This window comes from Sorangium sp. So ce296, from assembly GCF_051529605.1.
GTDB lineage: Bacteria > Myxococcota_A > Polyangia > Polyangiales > Polyangiaceae > Sorangium > Sorangium cellulosum_D.
The window spans coordinates 3,668,252-3,689,121 of record NZ_CP150325.1 but is presented as its reverse complement, the minus strand read 5'-3'; the positions used below and the strand labels follow the sequence as shown (position 1 = coordinate 3,689,121).

The following is a 20,870-nucleotide window of genomic DNA, read 5'->3' as shown; positions in this document are numbered from 1 at the left end:
GAATGGCGCGGGGGCGTGGGAAGGGCAGGCGCCGCGCGCGGCCCGCGGTAGAATGGGCCCATGTCGCACTACCGGGATCATCTCGATGCGGCTCGCGCGCGCATCGAAACCCTCGAAGCCAAGCTGAAGGAGCGGGAGGCGGCGCTCGCCGCCCGGGACGCGGAGCTCGCGGAGGTCCGCGCCGAGGTCGAGCGGCTGCGCGGCGGCTCGGGCGACGACGGCCCGCCCGACGGCCCTCAGGGGCGGGCCGGCGGGCAGCGCGCCCTGCTGGTGGCGCTCGCGGTGTGCGGCTTCGCCACCGCGACCGGCTACGCGATGGTGCGGCCTGCGCACTGCCCGCAGCGCGGCGCCCCGTACCCCGCGTCGGCCGAGGTGCTGCCGCGGTCGCACGACGGGCACGACGCCTGGTCGAGCCGGGCCGACGCCGCGCGCCTGCGCGTGGGCAGGGCCGCGGGCGCCGCGCTCGAGCACGGCCGGGTGCGCGCGCAGCGCTGCTGGCAGCCGGACGGCCCGAGCGGCGAGGGGAGCGTGACCGTGACCTTCGCGCCGAGCGGCGACGCCCAGGTGGAGCTGGACGGGCCGCCCTACGCCGGCACCGAGGTCGGCGAGTGCGTGGTCGACGCGTTCCGCGCCGCGGCCTCGCGGGTGCCGTCGTTCGACTGGGAGCCGCTCACGCTCACGACGCGCTTTTCTCTTTGAAGGGCGCGCACCCGCTTCGGATACGGGCCCATCTCGACGTTTTCGGTGCTCGGCGTACAAGAGTACGCCTCCGCGCCGAAAACGCCGATCTGGGCCCGTCTCCTGTGCGGGTGCGCGCCGCGAACGGTGGGCAGATCGGCATGACGGCCCGCTCACCAGGACGGATGTGAGCGCGGGAATCACGGCGGGGCGGGGGTCTGCGGGGCAGGGGCGGTGGGCGGGGGGGCCAGCTGCCAGCTCACGAAGCCCAGGGCGACGACGTTGAGGTAGATGACCGCGAACACGAGGAGGCCGAAGCTCACGCCGTGCTCGGCGGTGAAGCCGAGGGAGGGGAACACGAGGGAGAAGAAGAGCTCTCGAACCCCGACGCCGGCGATCGAGATCGGCAACAGGCCGAGGAGGTTCGCGATGGCGAGCAGACAGGTGACGTCGAAGAGCGAGAGCGAGATGCCGAGGGCGCGCGCGATCAGATAGCCCTGCACGAAGTTGACGACGAACGTCGCCACCGTGACCGGAAGCGTGAAGAGGAGCCCGCGCCCGACGTGGGCCCGGAGCGCCACGAGGAAGCGGCTCGCCGCGCCAGGCTCGGCGGAGTCCCCGGGCTCCTTCGCGATCTTGCGCGAGAAGGCGAGGAGGATGCGCTCGGCGAGGCCAGGGATGAGCAGCACGAGCGGGGCGAGGACCGTGAGCGCGATGCCGCCCCACGTCAGCCAGGCCAGCTGGCCGGCGATGACCGCGCTGTAGCGGGCGACGCCGACGGCCACGAACGCGGCGAGCACGTAGAGATCGCACAGCCGATCCATCACGACCGTGGCCAGGCCCTCCGCATAAGGAACGCCGAGGTCGTGACGCAGGTAGCGGATCCGGAGGACGTCGCCGACCCGACCCGGGGTCAACATGCCGACGTAGAGCGACGTGAGGTACGCGCTCCACGCCCGGCGAAGGGGGTAGACGATGCCACGGGCGCGGAGCAGCGCGTCCCAGCGGACCACCTTGAGGTGGATGTTGAGGACGTTGAGCGCCGCCGCGAGCGCGAGCGGGGCGGCCGCGGCCGAGGCCACGGCGCCGAGCACCGCGTCCCGGTCGTCCATGCGCGCGACCACGAGGACGAGCAGCAACGGCCCGATCAGGCGAACGAGGGCGCGCAGGACGGTGCGGCGCATGGAGACGAGGCCCGCGGCGCGCTCAGCGCGGGGCCGCGAGGGGGAAGCGCCGGAGCGGAGCGAGGAGCCCGGGCGCAGGGCGCCCGGACCGAGCGGCGCGCGGGGCGGAGATCACTCGATCTCCTCGCGGACCGGCAGCTCCTCGGCCTGGTGCCGCTGCTGCATCTGGAAGGTGAGGAACTCGCCGATGAAGCCCATCGAGAAGAACTGGATGCCGAGGAGGATCATCAGCACGCCGAGCAGGAGCAGCGGGCGATCGCCGATCTTGTGACCGAGGAACCAGAGGAGCGTGAGATAGGCGTTGATCGTCACCCCGACCGCCGCGAACACGAGGCCGATGAGGCCGAAGAGGTGCATCGGCTTCTTCGAGTAGCGGGTCAGGAACATGACGCTGAGCAGATCGAAGAAGCCGCGCAGGATGCGCTCCAGGCCGTAGCGGGAGCTGCCGTACTTGCGGGCGTGATGGCGCACCGGGATCTCCGCGACCCGGAAGCCCTGCCACGCGGCGAGCGCCGGGATGAACCGGAAGAGATCGCCGTAGATCGGGATGGTGCGGAGCACCTCGCTCCGGTACGCCTTGAAGCCGCAGTTCATGTCGTGGAGCTTCACGCCCGTGACCGAGCGGACCGTCCCGTTGAAGATGCGGGACAGGACGAGGCGGTTCTTGGGGTCGAGCCGGTTGACCTTCCAGCCGACCACGACGTCGAGCCCCTCCTCGACCTTGGCGATGAAGCTCGGCAGATCGGCCGGGTCGTCCTGGAGATCGGCGTCCATCGTGACGACGATCGCGCCCCTCGCCTTGCGGAAGCCGGCCGTCAGCGCCGTCGCCTTGCCGAAGTTCTTCCGCAGCCGGATGCCCTTCACCACCGGGTTCTCCGCGCGGATCCTGGAGATGACGGCCCAGGTGTCGTCCGTGCTGCCGTCGTCCACGAAGATGAGCTCGTAGGTGAAGCGCCCCCGCAGCGCCTGGTCGATGCGCTGCGCGAGCTCGGCCAGGCTCTCCGCCTCGTTCAGCCCCGGGACGACCACCGAGACGTGCGGCGCCGCCGAGGTGGCCGGCGCTATGGAAGGCTCCATCAGGCTCGGGCGAGGGTCGAAGGCGGAGAGCCCGAACGTGACGCGGTCCTCCGGGACCTCTGTAGGGGCAGGTGTGGGGGGCTGGTCCACAATCACGGCGGCGGAGGATAGCAGGATCGTCGCGGAAGCGCGCGGTTCCGTCCGTGGGAAGCGCCGGCGGATGGCCGATCGCGCGAAGGGAAGGTGCTGCCGGTCACCGGCTGGGTGGACGGGAAGGGCGGCGGAGGGCCGGCAGGGGTTCAGGCGAGGGCTGCGGAGGCCCGGCAGGGGTTCAGGCGAGGGCTGCGGAGGCCCGGCAGGGGTTCAGGCGAGGGCTGCGGAGGCCCGGCAGGGGTTCAGGCGAGGGCTGCGGAGGCCCGGCAGGGGTTCAGGCGAGGGCTGCGGAGGCCAGGAAGGCGCTCATTCGGGCGAGCTCTCCGGCGCCTCGGGCTCCGCGGCGTCCTCCTCCGCGGCGTCCTCCTCTGCCTCTTCCTCTTCCGGCGCTGCGGCCGCCGATCCGCGCTGCGGCTGCGGGCTGCGCTCGAGCAAGGCGAGGAACGGCGCGTGGAGCGCCTCGAGGAGCTCGCGTTGCTTGCCGCTCGGCGTGTGCTCGATGAGCCAGCCGATGTCGTCGTGGATGCCGTTGAAGGCCTGTGTGCACGCGGCCACCGCCTCCCGGATGCGCTTCGACCGCGCGACCGCGCGCTTCTGGCCGGCGCTGCGGCCGAGCCCCTTGGCGAGCGCCTCGGTCGCCTCCTCGACGCGCCTGAGGTGCGGGCCGGCGCCGACCTTCTTCACGTCGGCGGCGAGCGGCGCCTTGCCCGCGACCGCGACCTGGTGCCAGCCGTAGTCGACCTCGGCGTCATACGTGTACCGGGTCTGCTCGGTGCCGGCCCCCGCGAGCAGGGCGCCGCGGAGCCGCACGGCCGCGTCGCGCTGCGCCGGATCCTTGCTCTCGGCCGCCGAGGCGAGGAACAGGTGCAGCGCCCGCTGGGCAGCGTCCCACTCCGTGTCGAGCTCGGCGAGCGCAGCGGCCGAGGCGACCCCGAGCGCCTCGTCGAGCGTCGCGATGCTCCAGAGCGCGCGCGCCTTCCAGATCACCGGCTTCGGCGCTTCGAGCAGGAGCGCCGTCGGCACGCGGTTCGGGACATCGTACTTGGCGATCGAGACGCTCTTCCAAGCGCCCTGCTCGAGATCGCGAGAGAACGCGCTGAACGCCTTGTCGGTCACAAAGCTGTATCCATAGGATGCCATGGTTCTTTCCTACTCTCCTTGATCCTCCCCAGGAAACCACGCATCAAATGCGATGCGCGCGCGCTCCCGCAAGCGCTTTACTACGTGCTACCCGGTCGGAACCGTGCTCTCGCCGCCACGCGATCCCGTGACCCGTCAGGGGAGCGCGCCGCGACGGCCGGCTCGCAGAAAGGGTGAGCACCCCGGCGGGGTCGCCTCGACATGAGTGCCGACGGCGGCGCTCCGGACAGGCGCTCGCCCGCGAGGCACCCGCTCATGGAGAACACGACACGGATCCCCCACGCCGCCGAGGCGACGGACGTCACGGCGTCTCTGCCCCCCGCGGCGCTGACCGCGACGGAGGAGCTCTCTTCGTTGCCGCCATGGAGTAGCGTGGACCCCGCGAAGGAGCGCGACAGCGACGTGAGCGACGCCGGAGAGCCCATCGAGCGGCAGGTGTTCCAGCCGGGTCAGGTGTTCCACCAGGTGGAGATCGTGCGCTTCGTCGGCGCCGGGTACTCCGGCGAGGTGTACGAGGTCCGCCACCGGATCACCGGGGCGCGGCACGCGCTCAAGATCATGCACCTGCGCGACCGGATGGACGCGAGGAAGGCGGAGCGGAGCCTGGCCGAGGCCCACGGGACGTTCGGTATCCAGCACGCCAACGTCGTCGACGTCTTCGACATCGGGTGCGAGGCCGACGGCACGGCTTGGATGCTCATGGAGTTCCTCGACGGGCCGACGCTGGCCACCATCCTGGAGCGCCAGGGGCGGCTATCGCCGCTCTTCGCGCTGCACGTCGCGCTCGAGGTCGCGTGGGGGCTCGACGCGGCGCACGAGAACCAGATCATCCACCGCGACGTCAAGCCGGACAACATCGCCTTCACCGCGGACGGCTCGGTGAAGGTGGTGGACTTCTCGATCGCCAAGGTGATCCCGTACGAGATGCGGACGACCCAGCGCAACGTGCGGCTCGGGACGTGCGCGTACATGGCGCCGGAGAACCTCGAAGGCGCCGAGGCGGACGCGCGGTTCGACATCTACTCGCTGGGCCTTGTGCTCTGGGAGATGATGGCGGGCCGGCACCCGTTCCGGGAGGCGTTCCACGACCGGACGCTGCTCGCGAAGTGGCAGTTCTTCATGGATCCCGCGCCGCTCTCGGAGGTGGCGGGGCTGCCGGCGTACGTGGACGAGGTGATCCGGCGCGCCACGGCGAAGGAGCCGTCGGAGCGGTACCTGACGATGGCGGAGATGGCGCAGGCGATCATCGCGCTGCGCAACCGGATCGAGCAGGACGAGGCCGAGGGGCGGATCTCGCTCGTGGTGCCGCCCGGGGAGCCGCCGATCCCGGGCCGGTCGAGGTCGCGCGCCGTCTACCGGCCGCCGTCGACGGGGCCGACGCTGGAGGTGCCGCGGCGGGAGCCGTCGGCCAAGGTGGTGGTGGCGCCGCCGGTCCCGCTGATCGGGCCCGGCGGCACGATGCCGGTCGATGCGGCGGCCATCGCGGCGGCGGGCGGCGGGCGCGGGGCGTTCGGGAGCGCGCCGGGCGGGGGTGCGCCGGGCGGGGCCGCGAGGACGGCGCGGGGGACCGAGATCATGCCGGTGGTGGAGCGCGCGCCGGGATCCCGGCCGCCGCCGCCGCGGCCGTCGCGGCCGGCGGCGGTGCGCACGACGAGCCCGATGCTCCGGCAGCTCGGCGACGCGGCCGAGGGCGCGCAGGGCGCCGCGGGCGAGGCCGGCGAGCGGGAAGGCGGGGCGCGCGGCCGGCGCGAGGTGCGGGTGACGCCGTGGACGCTGGTGGCGCTGGTGCTGGCGTCCTCGGTGGGGAGCGCGCTCGCCGTGCGCTGGCTGGCGCTGCCGGAGGCGGCGCAGGGAGGTCCGGCAGCGGCGCAGGGCGGGCCGGAGGCGGCGCCGCTCGTCTCGGCGGCGGCGCAGGGCGGGCCGGGGGCGCTGCCGGAGGCGGCGCCGCTCGTCTCGGCGGCGGCGCAGGGCGGGCCGGGGGCGCTGCCGGAGGCGGCGCCGCTCGTGCCGGCGGCGGGCGCGATCGAGGCGCCGGGCGCGCGGGGGACCGGGGATGCGATCGAGGCGCTGGGCGCGGGCGCGGAGGCGGCGCCGGCGGCGGGAGCGGCTACGGCGCCGGCCGCCGGCCGATCCTCGCGGCAGACGGCGGGCAGCGCGGCGGCGCCGCCCGCGAGCGCCGGCCGTGGAGGTGCTGCCGCGGCGCCTGCGGCCGCCGGGCGTGGAGCTGCCGCGGCGCCGGCGTCCTCGACGCCGCGCGCGACGACGGCGCCGGGGCCGCGCGCGGCGTCGAGGACGCCGGCGCCGGCCGCGCCGAGGCGGAGGGAGCCCCCGCCGTTCGGTGAGTCGCCGATCTTCTAGCCAGGGGCGCGCGGAGGACGGAAATCCGGAGCGCGCGAGCGCAGGAGGGACCGCGAATGTCGCACGACGAATGGGACGAACGGGACGATGAAGCGCGGCTGCGGGCGGAGCGCATCGCGGCGGAGACGGTGGAGCGGAGCCTCGCGCCGTACCGCGGGCTCGTGCCCGAGGAGATGCTCGCGCAGCTTCGCGAGGCGATCGAGGACGAGCTGGTCAACAACCCCTGCTCCGCCGCGCTCCTGCGGCAGCTCACGGCGCGGCCCGCGCCCGCGTCGAGCGGGGAGGTGCCGATCGAGGGCGCGCCGCCGTACGGGCGCGACCGCGACCGCCACGGGGGCGCGGCGGGCGGCGGCTGGGAGGGGGCATGACGGGCGAGGACAGGCCGGCGGAGGTGCTGCCGCTCTTGACGCCGAAGCAGCGGGCGCTCGCCGAGCGCGCGCTGCCGAAGGTGGAGGCGCGGGCGCGGTGGTACGCGCGCCGGTACGCGGGGCTCGTCGATCGCGAGCAGCTCGTCGCGGCGGGCGGCGCGGCCGTGGTGGAGGCGGCGCGCCGGTACGACGCGGCGGAGGGCGTGCCGTTCGAGGGCTACGCGCTCGCGCGGATCGACGGCAGCATGCTGGACCTCGTCCGCGCCGAGACGGCGGCGCGGCGGCGCGACGTGGCGATGCGGCGCGCGATGGCGGCGCTGTCGGCGCACCACCCGGGGGGCTTCGACGTGCTGCGGGACGGGCCGGAGGAGATCCAGGCCCGGCTGCAAGCGTTCAGCGACGGGCTCGCGACGGTGGGGCTCGTGGCGGCGGCGGAGGCGGCGCGGCGGTCGTGGTCGGACGAGGACGCGGCCGAGCGCGTGGACTACGCGGCGGTGATGCGGGCGCTCGGGGAAGCGCTCGCCGAGCTGTCCGAGGACGAGCGGCGCGCGCTCGGGGCGGTGTTCGTGGACGGCATGGACATGCACGAGGCGGCGGCGTTCCTCGGGGTGGCGTACATCACGGTGCGGCGCCGGCTCGAGCGGGGGCGGGAGCGGCTGCGCAAGGCGCTCGTGCGGCGGGGGGTGAGGTCGATGCCGCCGCCGCGGAACGAGCCGGAGCTCGGGCGGGTGCTGCGCGGGGTGCGCGGCGACGCGCCGGAGGGGCCCGGAGGGACAGACCGGGGGCGGGGCCGGTAGGCCGCGCGGGCGGCGGGAGCGAGGCGATGGCGAAGCAGGACAGCGAGGTGCCGGGCGTGCACCGGGCGATCCAGAGCCAGGGCGAGGACGCGGCGAGGGCGTACGCGGTGGGCGAGGTCGCGCCGAGGCCGCTGAGCCCGACGGTGGAGATGGAGCGGGTGCACATCGAGGATCCGCGGCGGGTGCCGCCGCCGCGGGCCGACGGCAGGCAGGGCAGCGGGCCGCGCAACCCGGCGCAGCGCGCGCCGCTCGCGGACGTGGGGGCGCCGGGCGTGACGATGCCGGAGGGGCTGCCGGTGACGAAGCGGCAGCCGATCGTGATCGACAGCGAGCTGCTGGCGCAGTGGCACGGCGAGCGAGGGCACGGCGGTGAGGGCGCGGAGGCGGCGGGCGCGGGAGCGGAGGCGGCGGGCGCGGAGGCGGCGGGCGCTGGAGCGGAGGCGGCGGGCGCGGGAGCGGAGGCGGCGGGCGCCGGCGCGGGAGCGGAGGCGGCGGGCGCGACGGGCAAGGTGCCGCGGCTCGCGGAGATCGCGGCGGCGCGGCGCGAGGCGCGCCGGGCGGGCTGGCAGCGCGCGGCGTGGGTGCTGGCGATGGGCGTGCTGCTGGCCATCGGGGCAGCGGTGGCGCGATCCGGGAGGGGAGCGCGCGACGGCGCGAGCGAGGTGGCCCGCAGCGGGGGCGGAGCGGTGCAGGGCGCGTCGGCGGAGGTCCAGCGGGCGGGGGGGACGGCTGCGGAGAGCGCGAGGGCGCCGGGGACGAGCGCGGCGGGGACGCCGGCGGCGCCGGTCGCGCCGGCGGCGCCGGTCGCGCCGGCGGCGCCGGTCGCGAGCGGGGCGGAGGCGGTCGCGAGCGGGGCGGAGGCGGTCGCGAGCGGGGCAGCGCCGGTCGCGAGCGGGGCAGCGCCGGGTGGAGCTGCCGTCGCCGCGCGGCCGGCGCCGCGGCCGCATCCGCCGCCGGCGGCGATGACCGCGCAGCAGAGCAGGCCCGGCGCGCCGGCCGCCGCGCCGCGCGCGAGCGGAGCCGCGGCGCCGGCGCGGGACGGGCCGGAAGCACCGCAGGCGACGAGCCCGTACGACACGCCGAACTTCGATTGAGCCGCCGGGATGGATCGACGATGGAAGACGCGATGAAGAAGCTGACGATGCACTTGACAGGCGCGGCGCTCTGCGCGGTGTGCGCCCTCGCGCCGGCGGCGGCGCTCGCGCAGGCCTCGCCGCCGGGCGCGGCGGCGGCGGCCGGGGAGGACGAGGCGCGCGGCGACATCGCCCGCGCGACGCAGCTCTACCGGCAGGGGAACGAGGCGTTCAAGCAGAAGCGGTGGTCGGACGCGGAGCTCTTGTACCTGAAGGCGTGGGCGCTGGTGCGGTCGTTCGACATCGCGGCGAACCTCGGTGAGGTGCAGCTGCAGCTGAAGAAGCCGCGGTCGGCGGCGACGTTCCTCGCGTTCGCGCTGAGGACGGCGCCGCCGTCGGCGAAGCCGGAGCAGATCGAGCGGATGCGGCACTTCCTCGACCAAGCGAAGGCGCAGGTGGGGACGGTGCGCGTGCGGGTGAAGAACGCGCCGGACGCGGAGGTGCTCGTGGACGGGGAGCGGGTGCCGGACGAGGAGGTGAAGCACGAGATCTACCTGGAGCCCGGGCCGCACCTGCTGGTGATCCGGCGGGCGGGGTACGAGGAGGAGGTGCTGCGGGTGCTGGCGGCGCCGCTGATCACGGAGACGGTCGAGCGGGAGCTGAAGCCGAAGGCGGAGAAGGCGGAGGCGACGGGGCCGAGTGGGAAGGGAGCGGGAGCTGTGGCACCGGGAGCCGCGAGCGCGGCGGGGATGGAGGAGACGAAGGCGCCGGCTGCGGGGGCGCGGGTGGAGGAGCCGCGGAGCTGGGTGCCGTCGTTGGCGCTGGGGGCGGCGAGCGTGGTGGCGCTCGGGGTGGCCGGGGGGTTCACGGTGGCGGCGAATAAGGCGAGCGCGGAGGGAGATAGACAGCACGCGATGCTGCGCGAGGCTGGAGGCGGTTGCGTGGATGTTCCCAGCGAATACAGCTATCTGTGCTCGGGCCTTCGCGACAGCGCGTCGCGCCACGAAACGCGCACGCGTGTGGCGACGGTCGCGTATGTGGCCTCCGGTGCCCTCGCGATTGGTGCGGTGACCTACGCACTCTGGCCGCGTGCACGGACTGCGACGTCCCGCGGGATGCGCGCATCGCCCGAGCTGAGTCCGGGCTGCGCTGGGATCGTCGTGCGAGGTGTCTGGTGAAACGCTCGCGAGAGGCTGTGATGACAAGGCGAAGCAGGCGTTCGATGCATGGAGTCTTGGCGCTCGCAGTGAGCCTTTGCGGCTGCGATGTCGCATGGCCCAACACGACCGAGGATTGCGAATTTCTCATGACTTGTGAGCACTTTCGCGGGCTTTGGAGCGAGGTGGAAACGCCTGCGTGCGTTCCGAGCGAGAACGCGAGCGGGGTGGCCGACACGTGCGGGGTGTTCGTGTCGTCGGGCGGCGACGACGCGAGCGAGGGGACGAAGGAGGCGCCGGTGAAGACGCTGTCGGCGGCGCTGGCGCGCGCGGAGAAGGGGAAGCGGCGGGTGTACGCGTGCGCGGAGGCGTTCGAGGAGGCGGTGGAGGTCGCGGGGAGCGTGACGATCTACGGCGGGCTGGACTGCGCGAGCGGGTGGGGCTGGATGGGGGAGCAGAGGAAGACGACGCTGACGGCGGAGGCGGGAGAGATCCCGCTGGTGATGCGGGGAGGCGGGGGCGAGGTGAACGTGCGCGTGGAGGACGTGCACGTGCAGGCGCGCGGGATCGAAGCGGGCGACGTGACGCTCGCGGGAGCGTCGTCGATCGCGGCGGTGGCGGAAGAGGTGAGCGTGGAGCTGGCGCGGTGCGTGCTGGAAGCGGGGGACGCGGCGGCGGGGGAACCGGGCGCCGAGTACGCGGTGGGTGCGATGCGGAGCGAGGACGGGGAGCCTGGAGAGCAGGCGTGCTCGGGAGAGCGAACGTTCGGCGGGGCGTCGGTCAAGAATGACTGCGGTACGCCGGAGGACGCGAGCGATGACTCGTTAGGCGGTGCCGGCGGCATCGGGCAAGCGGACATCGGCGGTCTCGGGAACCCCGGTACCCCGGAGAACTTGGCGAACGGAGGCAAAGGCGAAGGTGCAGCGGCGTGCACCGACGGGATCGCGGGAGCGAACGGCACCGAGGGCAGGCCAGGTGCAGGCGCGACCGACGTCGGGGACATCAGCGCCTCCGGCTACACGGGCGTCGCGGGCCACGAGGGCACGAAGGGCAGCACGGCGCAAGGCGGCGGCGGCGGCGGGGGCGCGAAGGGCGGCGCGGGCGAAGGCAAGTGCATGCTGGCGGAGTCGGCCGGCGGCGCGAGCGGCGGCTCGGGAGGCGCCGGCGGCTGCGGCGGAGCTGGTGGCCGGGGTGGCGGAGCCGGCGGAGCGAGCATCGCGTTGCTGAGCCTGAACGCGACGGTGAGCTTCGAGCAGGTGACGTTGAAGACGGGTCGCGGCGGAGCGGGAGGCAAGGGAGGCGCCGGGCAGGAAGGCGGCGAAGGAGGAGCGGGTGGCCCCGGCGGCAAGAAGCCGGAGGGCGCGACCGCGTTGAACGACGCGTGCGCCGGAGGAGCCGGAGGCAAGGGAGGCGCGGGCGGTCGCGGAGGCGGCGGCCGCGGCGGGCACGCGATCGGGATCGCGTACAAGGGCGCGATGCCGCCGACGCAGGGAGCGACGATCGAGCTGGGTGAGGCGGGCGACGGCGGCGTGGGCGCGGATGCGGAGGGTGAGGGCGCGGCCGGCGTGAAGGCCGAGGTGCAGGCGTTCTGAGCTGAGGGAGCGGCGCGGCGGTTGCGGCGGCTGCGGCGGAGCGCGCGCCGCAGCCGCCGCGTGGAGCGGGGCGGCGGGGACGAAGAGCGAGGCGGCGCGCCGGGGCGGGCGCGCCGAACGGCGGACGTGTGCGCGCGGCGGGAGCGCGAGCGCGCCGAGCGAGCGAGGAACGAGCACGTGGATGGAGAACGTGCGTGGACGAGGGAGCGACCGTGAGACGAGAGCTGCACGCGGGGTGGCTGGCGATGTCGTTGTTGCTCGGGAGCGCGACGGCGACGACGAGCGTCCGCGGAGAGGAGCGGCCGTGGTCCGGAGGGAGCGCGGAGGGCGAGCGCGAGCGCGCGGTGCGGGACTTCGAGGAAGGCCGGAAGGCGCAGGTGGCGGGCCGGCTGGAGGAAGCGGAGTTCTTCTACCTGCGGGCGTGGGCGCGGATGAAGTCGTACGACATCGCGACGAACCTCGGGCAGGTGCAGCTGCTGCTGCAGAAGCCCGCGTCGGCCGCGAGGTACCTGGCGTTCGGCGTCCGCACGGTGGGCCCGGAGATCGAGCAGGAGCGCCTTGCGCGGATGCAGGCGCTGCTCGCGGAAGCGAAGGCGCAGGTGGGGACGCTGCGGGTGCGGGTGACGAACGTGGCGGACGCGGAGCTGCTCGTGGACGGCCAGCGCGTGCCGGCGGAGGAGGTGGAGCGCGAGCTCTACGTGGAGCCCGGGCAACACGTGCTGGTGATCCGGCGCGCGGGGTACGAGGAGGCGGTGATCCACGTGACCGCGGCGGCGGGCTCGCGCGAGGAGATCGCGACGGAGCTGAAGCCGAAGATGGCGACGCGGCCGGGGACGGCGGGCGCGCCGGTGCTCGGTGAGGCGAAGACGAAGGCTCCTGCGGCGGGGGCGACGACGGAGGAGCCGCGCAGCTGGGGGCCGGCGATCGCGCTGAGCGCGGCGAGCGCAGTGGGGCTTGGGGTAGCGGTGGGCTTCACGGTGGCGTCGAACAACGCGAGCGCGGACATGCGCGCGCAGCGGTCAGCGCTCTGGCAAGCCGGCGGTGCGTGCATCGACGCCCCGGTCGAGCACGCCTTGGCGTGCAGAGAGCTTCAAAGGACAGCGGCGCGCGCCGACGTCCACGCGAATGCGGCGCGTGTTGCCTACGTGACCTCGGGCGCGCTGGCGATAGCTGCATTGACGTACGCCATCTGGCCCGGAAGACGACCAGCGCGCGCGGTCTCTCTGGAGGTTGAGCCGGGGCCGGATGCGGGCGGTGCAAGCGTCGCCGTGGTGGGCTCGTGGTGAGGAGAAGAGGGAGAGGCGTGGTGAGGAGAATGATGGAAAGTGCCGTGCAGCGAACGCTGAGGTGCTTGTTCGTGAGCATCATGGTCGGAGGCGCTTGGATGACACCGGCGTGCTGGGTCAACTACACCGACGACTGCGAGTTCATGCTCACCTGCGAGCATTACCGTGGTCGTGGTCGCAGCGATGTGACACCTGCTGCGTGCGTTCCGAGCGAGAACGCGAGCGGGGTGGCCGACACGTGCGGGGTGTTCGTGTCGTCGGGCGGCGACGACGCGAGCGAGGGGACGAAGGAGGCGCCGGTGAAGACGCTGTCGGCGGCGCTGGCGCGCGCGGAGAAGGGGAAGCGGCGGGTGTACGCGTGCGCGGAGGCGTTCGAGGAGGCGGTGGAGGTCGCGGGGAGCGTGACGATCTACGGCGGGCTGGACTGCGCGAGCGGGTGGGGCTGGATGGGGGAGCAGAGGAAGACGACGCTGACGGCGGAGGCGGGAGAGATCCCGCTGGTGATGCGGGGAGGCGGGGGCGAGGTGAACGTGCGCGTGGAAGACGTGCACGTGCAGGCGCGCGGGATCGAAGCGGGCGACGTGACGCTCGCGGGAGCGTCGTCGATCGCGGCGGTGGCGGAAGAGGTGAGCGTGGAGCTCGCGCGGTGCGTGCTGGAAGCGGGGGACGCGGCTGCGGGAGCGGAGGGAGCCGCGTACGAGACGAGCGCGATGGGTGGAGCCGAGGGGAATAGCGGCGGCGAGGCGTGCTCGGCGGAGATCGTGGTGACGGGCGGCGTGAAGAACGACTGCGGCACGCCGGAGGACGCGAGCGATGACTCGTTAGGCGGTGCCGGCGGCATCGGGCAAGCGGACATCGGCGGTCTCGGGAACCCCGGTACCCCGGAGAACTTGGCGAACGGAGGCAAAGGCGAAGGTGCAGCGGCGTGCACCGACGGGATCGCGGGAGCGAACGGCACCGAGGGCAGGCCAGGTGCAGGCGCGACCGACGTCGGGGACATCAGCGCCTCCGGCTACACGGGCGTCGCGGGCCACGAGGGCACGAAGGGCAGCACGGCGCAAGGCGGCGGCGGCGGCGGGGGCGCGAGGGGCGGCGCGGGCGAAGGCAAGTGCATGCTGGCGGAGTCGGCTGGCGGCGCGAGCGGCGGCTCCGGCGGAGCCGGCGGCTGCGGCGGCGCAGGTGGACGAGGCGGTGGCGCAGGCGGAGCGAGCATCGCGCTGCTCAGCCTGAACGCGACGCTCAGCTTCGAGCAGGTGACGTTGAAGACGGGTCGCGGCGGAGCGGGAGGCAAGGGAGGCGCCGGCCAGGAAGGCGGCGAAGGAGGAGCTGGCGGCCCCGGCGGCAAGAAGCCCGAGGGCGCGACCGCGTTGAACGACGCGTGCGCCGGAGGAGCCGGAGGCAAGGGAGGCGCGGGCGGCCCCGGAGGCGGCGGCCGCGGCGGGCACGCGATCGGGATCGCGTACAAGGGCGCGATGCCGCCGACGCAAGGCGCGACGATCGAGCTGGGCGAGGCGGGCGACGGCGGCCTGGGCGCGAGCGCCGAGGCGCAGGGCGCGGCCGGCGTGAAGGCCGAGGTGCAGGCGTTCTGAGCTGAGGGAGCGGCGCGGCGGTTGCGGCGGCTGCGGCGGAGCGCGCGCCGCGACGCCGTGCGAAGGAGCGACATGACGACGATGCGCCAGCCGCGCGCAGCCCGGCCGGCGCCCGTCCAGAGGAACGCGCGCCGCGGTGCGCGGCGCGCCTTGGCTCGGCTCGTCCTGTCGACGAGCGCGCGAGGAGGACGATCGTGGTTCCACAGCTCGCCATCGAGGCGGCAGCTCAGTCGGACGTGGGGCGGCGACGGCGCCGCAACGAGGACAGCTTCGCGGCGCTGCCGTGCCTCGGGCTGTTCATGGTGGCCGATGGCCTGGGAGGCAACGCGGCGGGAGAGGTGGCGTCGCGCATGGCGATCGAAGTGGTGAAGAACTGCTTCGAGGAGGACGGGGACCTGGAGGACACCTGGCCCTACGGCGCGCCGCGGCCGCACGACCGCGACGAGGTGCGGCTCGTGCTCAGCGTGCGGCGCGCCAACCGGGCGATCTACGAGGCGAGCCTGCACCAGGAGGCGAACCGCGGCATGGCCACGACCTTCGCGGGTGTGCTGCTCGGGCCGGGGATGGCCTACATCGCGCACGTGGGCGACTCGCGCGTGTACCGCATGCGCGGCGGAAAGCTGGAGCGGCTGACACGGGACCACACGCTGCGAGAGGAGCTGCTCCGGGACGGCGACGGCGCCCTGGCCGCGCTCGAGGCGCTGAGCGACAGAGCGAGCGCCGTGACGCGGGCGCTCGGGTGCGACGAGAGCGTGGCGATCGAGTCACGCGTGGAGGCGACGGCGCCCGGCGACATCTTCCTGCTGTGCTCGGATGGACTCTGGGGCCCGGTGCCCGAGGAGCGGATCGCAGGGGTCCTGGAGGCGCACCAGGAGCTGAGCCTCGCGGCGAGCCTGCTGATCGACCTCGCGAACGAGCATGGCGGGCCGGACAACGTGACCTGCGTGCTGGCGCGCCTCGGAGGCGCGTGAGCGTGACGGGATGGGCGGCAACCGCGGAGCGACCCAGAATGAGAAAAAGATGTCGTTCGCCGTAACGGTGTGCACCGCGCAAATTGCGGGATCCCTGGCCGAAGAGGATCGACACGCGCCGTGATCGAGCGCTACGTTCTGCCTGCCGCGGCGACGCGGGTCGGCGGGCTGTCAGGCGCTTGCAACACGGCCACCTCCATGGGTGCGTGGCGTGACGAGGCGCCGGCGGGGAAGCCGATGATCTGCTGGCCAGCGTCCAATCCGTACCGGACCTAAAGTCTGGATGTCCTCCAAAGGTCGCAGACGGCAGCCCGACGCAGCAGATCCTTCTTATTCTGCATTCTGCGCCTTCTGCGCAACGCTCTCGCGGTAGCGTCGGTCCTCCACCGAACACCGGAGGCGAGTGACGGACACGGACGAGCGACACGACCCACCCTCCGGCGAGACGACCGGCGAGCCAGCGCCCCGCGGCGGCCACCCCGACGACCCGCGGCTCTTCGGCCCCGAGGCCGTCGCGAAGCTGCGCGCCGCGTTCGAGGAGGTGACGTGGCTCCTCGGCCGCGGCTATCCGCTGCGCACCGCGATCCGGACCGTGGGCGACCACCACCAGCTCGCCGCCCGCCAGCGCCTCGCGCTGCAACGGTCCGCCTGCTCGGACGCGCAATGCGCGTCGCGCCTCGCGCGCCGGGCGCCCGCGTCGTCGCTCCGGGGCGCGGAGGCGAGCATCGACGGCTTCAACCTGATCATCACCCTGGAGGTGGCCCTCTCGGGCGGCCTGCTCCTGCGCGGCCCGGAGGGGGCGCTCCGCGACCTCGCGGGCCTCCGCGGCAGCTACGCGCCGATCGCGGAGACCGACGCGGCCATCGATCGCCTCGGCGCCGCGCTGTCCGGCGCCGGCGCGGCGCGCGCGCGCTTCCTCCTCGACGCCGCCGTCCCCAGCTCGGGCAAGCTGCGCGCGCGGATCCTCGAGCGCCTCGCCGGCGGCCCCTTCGCGCTCGAGGCGACGCTCGTCCCCGATCCCGACCGCCTGCTCTTCGGGGCGGCGGGCGTGATCTCGTCCGACAGCGTCGTCCTCGATCGCTGCGCGCAGTGGATCGACCTGGCGAGCGAGATCCTGGCCGCGCGCGCGCCCGCGGCGCGCCTCGTCGACCTCGCCGGCGGAGGTGTCGACCTCGCCGTCGGCGGCGTCGACCTCGCCCCCGGCGGCGTCGATCCCGTTCCCCGTGGAGGAGCGTCCGGCTCCTGAACGGCGCAGGAACCCGGGGCCCCGAGCGCGCGGTCACCCCCGGCCCCCGGCTACCCGGGGCCCCGCCGCGCTACCGGGCGAGCCCGAGCCGCCGCGACTGCCACGCCACCTGGGCGGCGAGCCCCTCGCGCAGGGGCACCCGGGGCACATAGCGGAGCGCCGCCCGCGCCGCCGCCGTGTCGGCCCAGGTGTGCCGGACGTCGCCGGCCTGCGGCTCGCCCCGCTCCACGCGCACCGGCCCGGCGAGCTCCCCGAGCAGCCGGAGCGCCTCGTTCAGGCTCACCCGCGAGCCGCCGCCGATGTTGAACACGCCGACCGCGCCGCCCTCCATCGCCTCGACGTTGGCCTGCACGACGTCGCTCACGTACGTGAAATCGCGCGTCTGCTCGCCGTCGCCGTGCACGCGGACCGTCTCGCCCTGCAGCACGGCGGCGATGAACCGGTGGAACGCCATGTCGGGCCGCTGCCCGGGCCCGTACACCGTGAAGTACCGGAGCGAGACCGTGGGCAGGCCGAAGTTGCGCCGGTACAGCTCGCAGAGGTTCTCGGCGGCGAGCTTCGTCACCCCGTAGGGCGAATGCGGTGCGGTCCGGCTGGATTCGTGCATGGGCACGTCGTCCGCGTCGCCGTACACGGAGGAGGACGAGGCGTAGACGAGCTTGCGCACCTGGCCGTGCGCCCTCGCCGCCTCCAGCAGCCGCTGCGTCGCGAGCACGTTGTCGCGCAGGTAGCCCTCGAAGCTCTGCCCCCAGCTCGGGCGCACGCCGGCCTGCGCCGCCTGGTGGAAGACCACCTCGCACGTCGAGAGGAGCGGGCGCAGATCGGCGGTCGCGAGATCGGCCGTCGACAGAGAGAAGCGCGGCTCGCCGAGCAGCCGGGCCAGGTTCCCTTCCTTGATCTCGCGGCCGTAATAGTCGGTGAAGCGGTCCACCCCGAGCACCTCATGCCCGAGCTCGATCAACCGCTCCGCCAGGTGGGCGCCGATGAATCCGGCCACCCCAGTCACCAGACAACGCATCCGCCTCCCGTCCTGGTCCCGCCGCGCCGCGCGGCCCGCCGTCCTCGTCGTGCTGCCGCCCTGCGGCCTCCGTCCCGGTCCTGCCGCGTCGCGGCGCGGCGATGCTAGCACTTCGACCTGTCCCGTGGACCGGCACCCGCCGGCAGCCGCCCGCGCGCCCGCCGCCCGGCGAGCTCCAGGAGAAGGCGCGCGATCCGCGGGCTTCTTGCAAAAATACCCACCTTTCCGATGTATCTTCTGAATCCGGTTGCGCCTCCCCGTTCGGCGGGCGACGCTGAGCCGCGCTCGGGCGCCCTGGTTTTTTCTGTCCGAGGCGCGCGGGACGGGCAGAAGGTTAGCTGTCGCTTATGGGAATCGTTGTCGAGCAGCTCACGAAGCGGTTCGGTCCGAACAAGGTCGTCGACGACGTCTCGTTCGAGATCGAGAGCGGCGCCCTGGTCGCGCTGCTGGGGCCGAGCGGAGGGGGCAAGAGCACCGTCCTGCGCATCATCGCCGGGCTCGAGAGCCCCGACTCCGGCGAGGTGATCCTGAACGGGAAGAACGCGACGCACACCCGGGTGCAGGAGCGGAACATCGGCTTCGTGTTCCAGAGCTACGCCCTGTTCCGGCACATGACCGTGCGCGACAACATCGCCTTCGGCCTCACGATCCGGAAGCGGCCCCGGAAGGAGATCGAGGCCACGGTCGACGAGCTCCTCGGCCTCGTGCAGCTCGAGGGGCTCGGGGGCCGGTACCCGCACGAGCTGTCCGGCGGCCAGCGGCAGCGGGTCGCGCTGGCGCGCGCGCTCGCCCCGGGGTCGTCGCTGCTCCTGCTCGACGAGCCGTTCGGGGCGCTCGACGCCAAGGTGCGCCTCGAGCTGCGCGAGTGGATCCGCAGGCTCCACAAGGAGCGCGGGATCACGAGCGTCTTCGTCACCCACGACCAGGAAGAGGCGATGGACCTCGCCGATCGGGTCATCGTGCTGCACAAGGGGCGGGTCGAGCAGATCGGCACGCCCGAGGAGATCTACGACCGGCCGGCGACCGAGTTCGTGGCGAGCTTCGTCGGGTCGATCAACGTGCTCAAGGGGGAGGTCCGCGACGGCCAGGCCGCGCTCGGGACCCTCGCGGTGCACGCGCCCCCCGGGACGGGCGACGGCGCGAGCGTGCGCGCCTTCGTGCGGCCGCACGACATCGAGCTCCACACCCGGATCGACTCGTCGAGCTCACCCAGCGCCGACGACGCCAGCGTGGCGCGCGTCGAGCGGCTGTCGCGGGTCGGATGGATGGTCAAGGCGGAGCTCCGCCTCTCCGACGGCCAGCCGCTCTCCGTCGAGCTGACCAAGGACCGCGTCGCCGAGCTCGCCCTGTCCGAGGGGGACCGGGTGCTTGTAAATCTCCGAGACGCCAAGATCTTCGTGCAAGATTACTCCATCTAGCCACCTGGCCGGCGCTTCCGCCTGGCCCCGGGGGCCAGCCAACACGGAGGGCGGGCACGTGGGTTCAATCTTCGACAACATCGCGGCGACGATCGGGCGCACCCCCCTCGTTCGCCTGAGCTCTGCGGGCAAGGGGCTGCGTGCCGAGCTGATCGGCAAGGTCGAGAGCCGGAACCCCGGCGGCAGCGTCAAGGATCGCATCGGCCTCGCGATGATCGAGGACGCCGAGCGGCGGGGCAAGCTGACCCGCGGGAGCGTCCTCGTCGAGCCGACGAGCGGCAACACGGGCCTCGCGCTGGCGATGCTCGCCGCGGCCAAGGGCTACCGGCTGATCCTCACGATGCCCGAGTCGATGAGCCCGGAGCGGATCGCGCTGCTCCGGGCGTTCGGGGTCGAGGTGCTGCTCACGCCCGGGTCCTTGATGGTGCAGGCCGTCGCGCGGGCGCGGCAGATCGTGGAGGAGACGCCGGGCGCGGTGATGCTCCAGCAGTTCGAGAACCCGGCGAACCCCGCCGCGCACCGGATGACGACCGCGCGCGAGATCTGGGAGGACACGGACGGGGCGGTCGACGTCGTCGTCGCCGGCGTGGGGACCGGCGGGACGATCACCGGCGTGGGCGAGGTGCTCAAGGAGAAGAAGCCGGGCGTGAAGATGATCGCGGTCGAGCCGAAGAACGCCGCCGTGCTGAGCGGCGGCCGCGTGGGGGCGCACCTCATCCAGGGCATCGGCGCGGGCTTCGTCCCGAAGATCCTCCGGCGCGAGCTCATCGACGAGGTGGTGCCCGTGACCGAGGACGAGTCCTTCGAAGCCGCCCGCCGGCTCGCCAAGACCGAGGGGATCCTCGTCGGCATCTCCGGCGGCGCGGCGATGGCGGCGGCGCTCTCGATCGCGGCGCGCGACGAGATGCAGGGCAAGAAGATCGTGGTGATCCTGCCCGACGGCGGCGAGCGGTACGTCACCTCGCCGCTCTTCAAGGAGCTCGTCGGCTGCTCCCGGGGGCCCGCGAAGGGCTAGGGGAGGCAGCCGCACATCGGGTCGCCTTCCCTGCAGACGCACTCCGTCTTCTTGGGCGCCGGCTGTGCCTGGGGCCGCGCGACCTTGCCCTGGAGGGCGTCCCGCTGGCGCTTCGCCGCGAGGAGCTTGCGCTCGAGCTCCGCCTTCTCCGCCTCGCTCCGCACCGTCTGGTACGCGAGCGTGAGCTCGCCGATCTGCCGCTCGCTCGCGGCGAGGTCGCTCTCGAGCGCCGCGAGCCGCTGCTCGTACGCGGCGCGCGCGGCGGTCTGCTCGGCGAGCGCCTGCTCGGCCTCCGGCTGGATCTTGCCGAAGTAGACGCCGAGCGTCGCGGCGAGCGCGGCGACGAAGAGCGCGCTCCCCCCCGCGATGAGCCGCACGAGGCGCCGCTTCTGGGCGTCGCCCGCGAGGGCCGCGAGCCTGCGCTCGTGCTCGCGCTGCTTCTCCAGGGCCTCGACGCGGGCGCGCTGCTCGGCCTCGACGCGGGCCTTCTCGACGGCCGCCGCCCGGATCCCCTCGAGCCGCGCCGCCTCCTCGCGCGCGAGCTCCTCCTCGCGGCGGGCCCGCTCCTCCTCGGCCCGGAGGCGCGCCTCCTGCTCCGCCAGGGCGCGTCGATCGAGCGCGCGCCGGGCCTCCTGCTCTGCCAGCGCGCGCCGGCGCGCGGCCTCTTCCTCCTCGCGCACGCGCTGCTTCTCGAGGCTCATGAGCTGCTTGAGCGAGAAAAGAACAGAGCTCTCCTGGATCTCGGCCATGACGGATCGACCTCCTTGCCCGCGCCGGGGTGCGGCGCACGGCGCGCGACTGGAGCGCGCC

Annotated in this window: 18 protein-coding genes; 13 read left to right on the top strand and 5 right to left on the bottom strand. The window is 74.1% G+C overall.

Going from position 1 to position 20,870, the window contains the following annotated elements; genetic code table 11:
* Window positions 1-60 precede the first annotated feature (60 nt).
* Window positions 61-699 (top strand): hypothetical protein, encoded by a 639-nt coding sequence (locus tag WME98_RS13900; RefSeq protein ID WP_437951746.1) that lies wholly within the window; start codon window positions 61-63, stop codon window positions 697-699.
* Between the two features lie 179 nt (window positions 700-878).
* Here the strand turns inward: WME98_RS13900 and WME98_RS13895 are convergent, their stop codons facing one another.
* The 3 genes from WME98_RS13895 to WME98_RS13885 form a co-directional block, all read right to left on the bottom strand.
* Entirely contained in the window at window positions 879-1,862 is a 984-nt protein-coding gene (locus tag WME98_RS13895; protein WP_061629498.1) for a lysylphosphatidylglycerol synthase transmembrane domain-containing protein, read from the bottom strand.
* 111 nt (window positions 1,863-1,973) lie between these two features.
* On the bottom strand, window positions 1,974-2,939 hold the full coding sequence (locus WME98_RS13890) for a glycosyltransferase family 2 protein (protein ID WP_437951745.1): 966 nt from the start codon (window positions 2,937-2,939) through the stop codon (window positions 1,974-1,976).
* 399 nt (window positions 2,940-3,338) lie between these two features.
* On the bottom strand, window positions 3,339-4,172 hold the full coding sequence (locus WME98_RS13885) for a hypothetical protein (RefSeq protein WP_437951744.1): 834 nt from the start codon (window positions 4,170-4,172) through the stop codon (window positions 3,339-3,341).
* A gap of 255 nt (window positions 4,173-4,427) precedes the next feature.
* Here WME98_RS13885 and WME98_RS13880 point away from each other — a divergent pair, with 255 nt between their 5' ends.
* The 10 genes from WME98_RS13880 (at window position 4,428) to WME98_RS13835 (ending at window position 16,609) form a co-directional block, all read left to right on the top strand.
* The gene (locus WME98_RS13880; RefSeq protein ID WP_437951743.1) at window positions 4,428-6,530 is read left to right on the top strand and encodes a protein kinase domain-containing protein; all 2,103 of its coding nucleotides are present in this window, start codon (window positions 4,428-4,430) and stop codon (window positions 6,528-6,530) included.
* A 56-nt stretch (window positions 6,531-6,586) separates the two neighbouring features.
* The gene (locus tag WME98_RS13875) at window positions 6,587-6,898 is read left to right on the top strand and encodes a hypothetical protein (RefSeq protein ID WP_437951742.1); all 312 of its coding nucleotides are present in this window, start codon (window positions 6,587-6,589) and stop codon (window positions 6,896-6,898) included.
* Complete coding sequence (locus tag WME98_RS13870) at window positions 6,895-7,695, top strand: sigma-70 family RNA polymerase sigma factor (protein ID WP_437951741.1); 801 nt, start codon at window positions 6,895-6,897, stop codon at window positions 7,693-7,695. Before WME98_RS13875 ends, WME98_RS13870 begins: the two co-directional genes overlap by 4 nt.
* A 26-nt stretch (window positions 7,696-7,721) precedes the next feature.
* On the top strand, window positions 7,722-8,789 hold the full coding sequence (locus WME98_RS13865; protein WP_437951740.1) for a hypothetical protein: 1,068 nt from the start codon (window positions 7,722-7,724) through the stop codon (window positions 8,787-8,789).
* A gap of 20 nt (window positions 8,790-8,809) precedes the next feature.
* Window positions 8,810-9,946, top strand: coding sequence for a hypothetical protein (locus WME98_RS13860; protein ID WP_437951739.1), 1,137 nt, complete (start codon window positions 8,810-8,812; stop codon window positions 9,944-9,946).
* A gap of 164 nt (window positions 9,947-10,110) precedes the next feature.
* Window positions 10,111-11,517: a PGRS family protein gene (locus tag WME98_RS13855; RefSeq protein WP_437951738.1), complete on the top strand. Its 1,407-nt coding sequence runs from the start codon at window positions 10,111-10,113 to the stop codon at window positions 11,515-11,517.
* Window positions 11,518-11,729: 212 nt separating this feature from the next.
* A complete protein-coding gene (locus tag WME98_RS13850; RefSeq protein ID WP_437951737.1) occupies window positions 11,730-12,803 on the top strand; it encodes a hypothetical protein in 1,074 nt (357 codons plus the stop codon).
* Window positions 12,804-12,901: 98 nt separating this feature from the next.
* Window positions 12,902-14,392 (top strand): PGRS family protein, encoded by a 1,491-nt coding sequence (locus WME98_RS13845; RefSeq protein WP_437951736.1) that lies wholly within the window; start codon window positions 12,902-12,904, stop codon window positions 14,390-14,392.
* Window positions 14,393-14,586: 194 nt separating this feature from the next.
* The gene (locus WME98_RS13840) at window positions 14,587-15,363 is read left to right on the top strand and encodes a PP2C family protein-serine/threonine phosphatase (protein ID WP_437951735.1); all 777 of its coding nucleotides are present in this window, start codon (window positions 14,587-14,589) and stop codon (window positions 15,361-15,363) included.
* Window positions 15,364-15,766: 403 nt separating this feature from the next.
* Window positions 15,767-16,609 (top strand): DUF434 domain-containing protein, encoded by an 843-nt coding sequence (locus WME98_RS13835; RefSeq protein ID WP_437951734.1) that lies wholly within the window; start codon window positions 15,767-15,769, stop codon window positions 16,607-16,609.
* Between the two features lie 70 nt (window positions 16,610-16,679).
* Here WME98_RS13835 and WME98_RS13830 read toward each other — a convergent pair whose 3' ends face one another.
* On the bottom strand, window positions 16,680-17,627 hold the full coding sequence (locus WME98_RS13830; protein WP_061624326.1) for an NAD-dependent epimerase/dehydratase family protein: 948 nt from the start codon (window positions 17,625-17,627) through the stop codon (window positions 16,680-16,682).
* A 347-nt stretch (window positions 17,628-17,974) separates the two neighbouring features.
* Here WME98_RS13830 and WME98_RS13825 point away from each other — a divergent pair, with 347 nt between their 5' ends.
* Both WME98_RS13825 and cysK read left to right on the top strand, forming a co-directional pair.
* A complete protein-coding gene (locus tag WME98_RS13825) occupies window positions 17,975-19,045 on the top strand; it encodes a sulfate/molybdate ABC transporter ATP-binding protein (protein ID WP_437333756.1) in 1,071 nt (356 codons plus the stop codon).
* A gap of 58 nt (window positions 19,046-19,103) precedes the next feature.
* Entirely contained in the window at window positions 19,104-20,060 is a 957-nt protein-coding gene (gene cysK, locus WME98_RS13820) for a cysteine synthase A (RefSeq protein WP_437951733.1), read from the top strand.
* On the opposite strand, the gene WME98_RS13815 is transcribed toward cysK, so the two are convergent.
* On the bottom strand, window positions 20,057-20,809 hold the full coding sequence (locus WME98_RS13815; RefSeq protein WP_437951732.1) for a hypothetical protein: 753 nt from the start codon (window positions 20,807-20,809) through the stop codon (window positions 20,057-20,059). The two genes, cysK and WME98_RS13815, sit on opposite strands and share 4 nt — an antisense overlap.
* Between the last annotated feature and the right edge of the window lie 61 nt (window positions 20,810-20,870).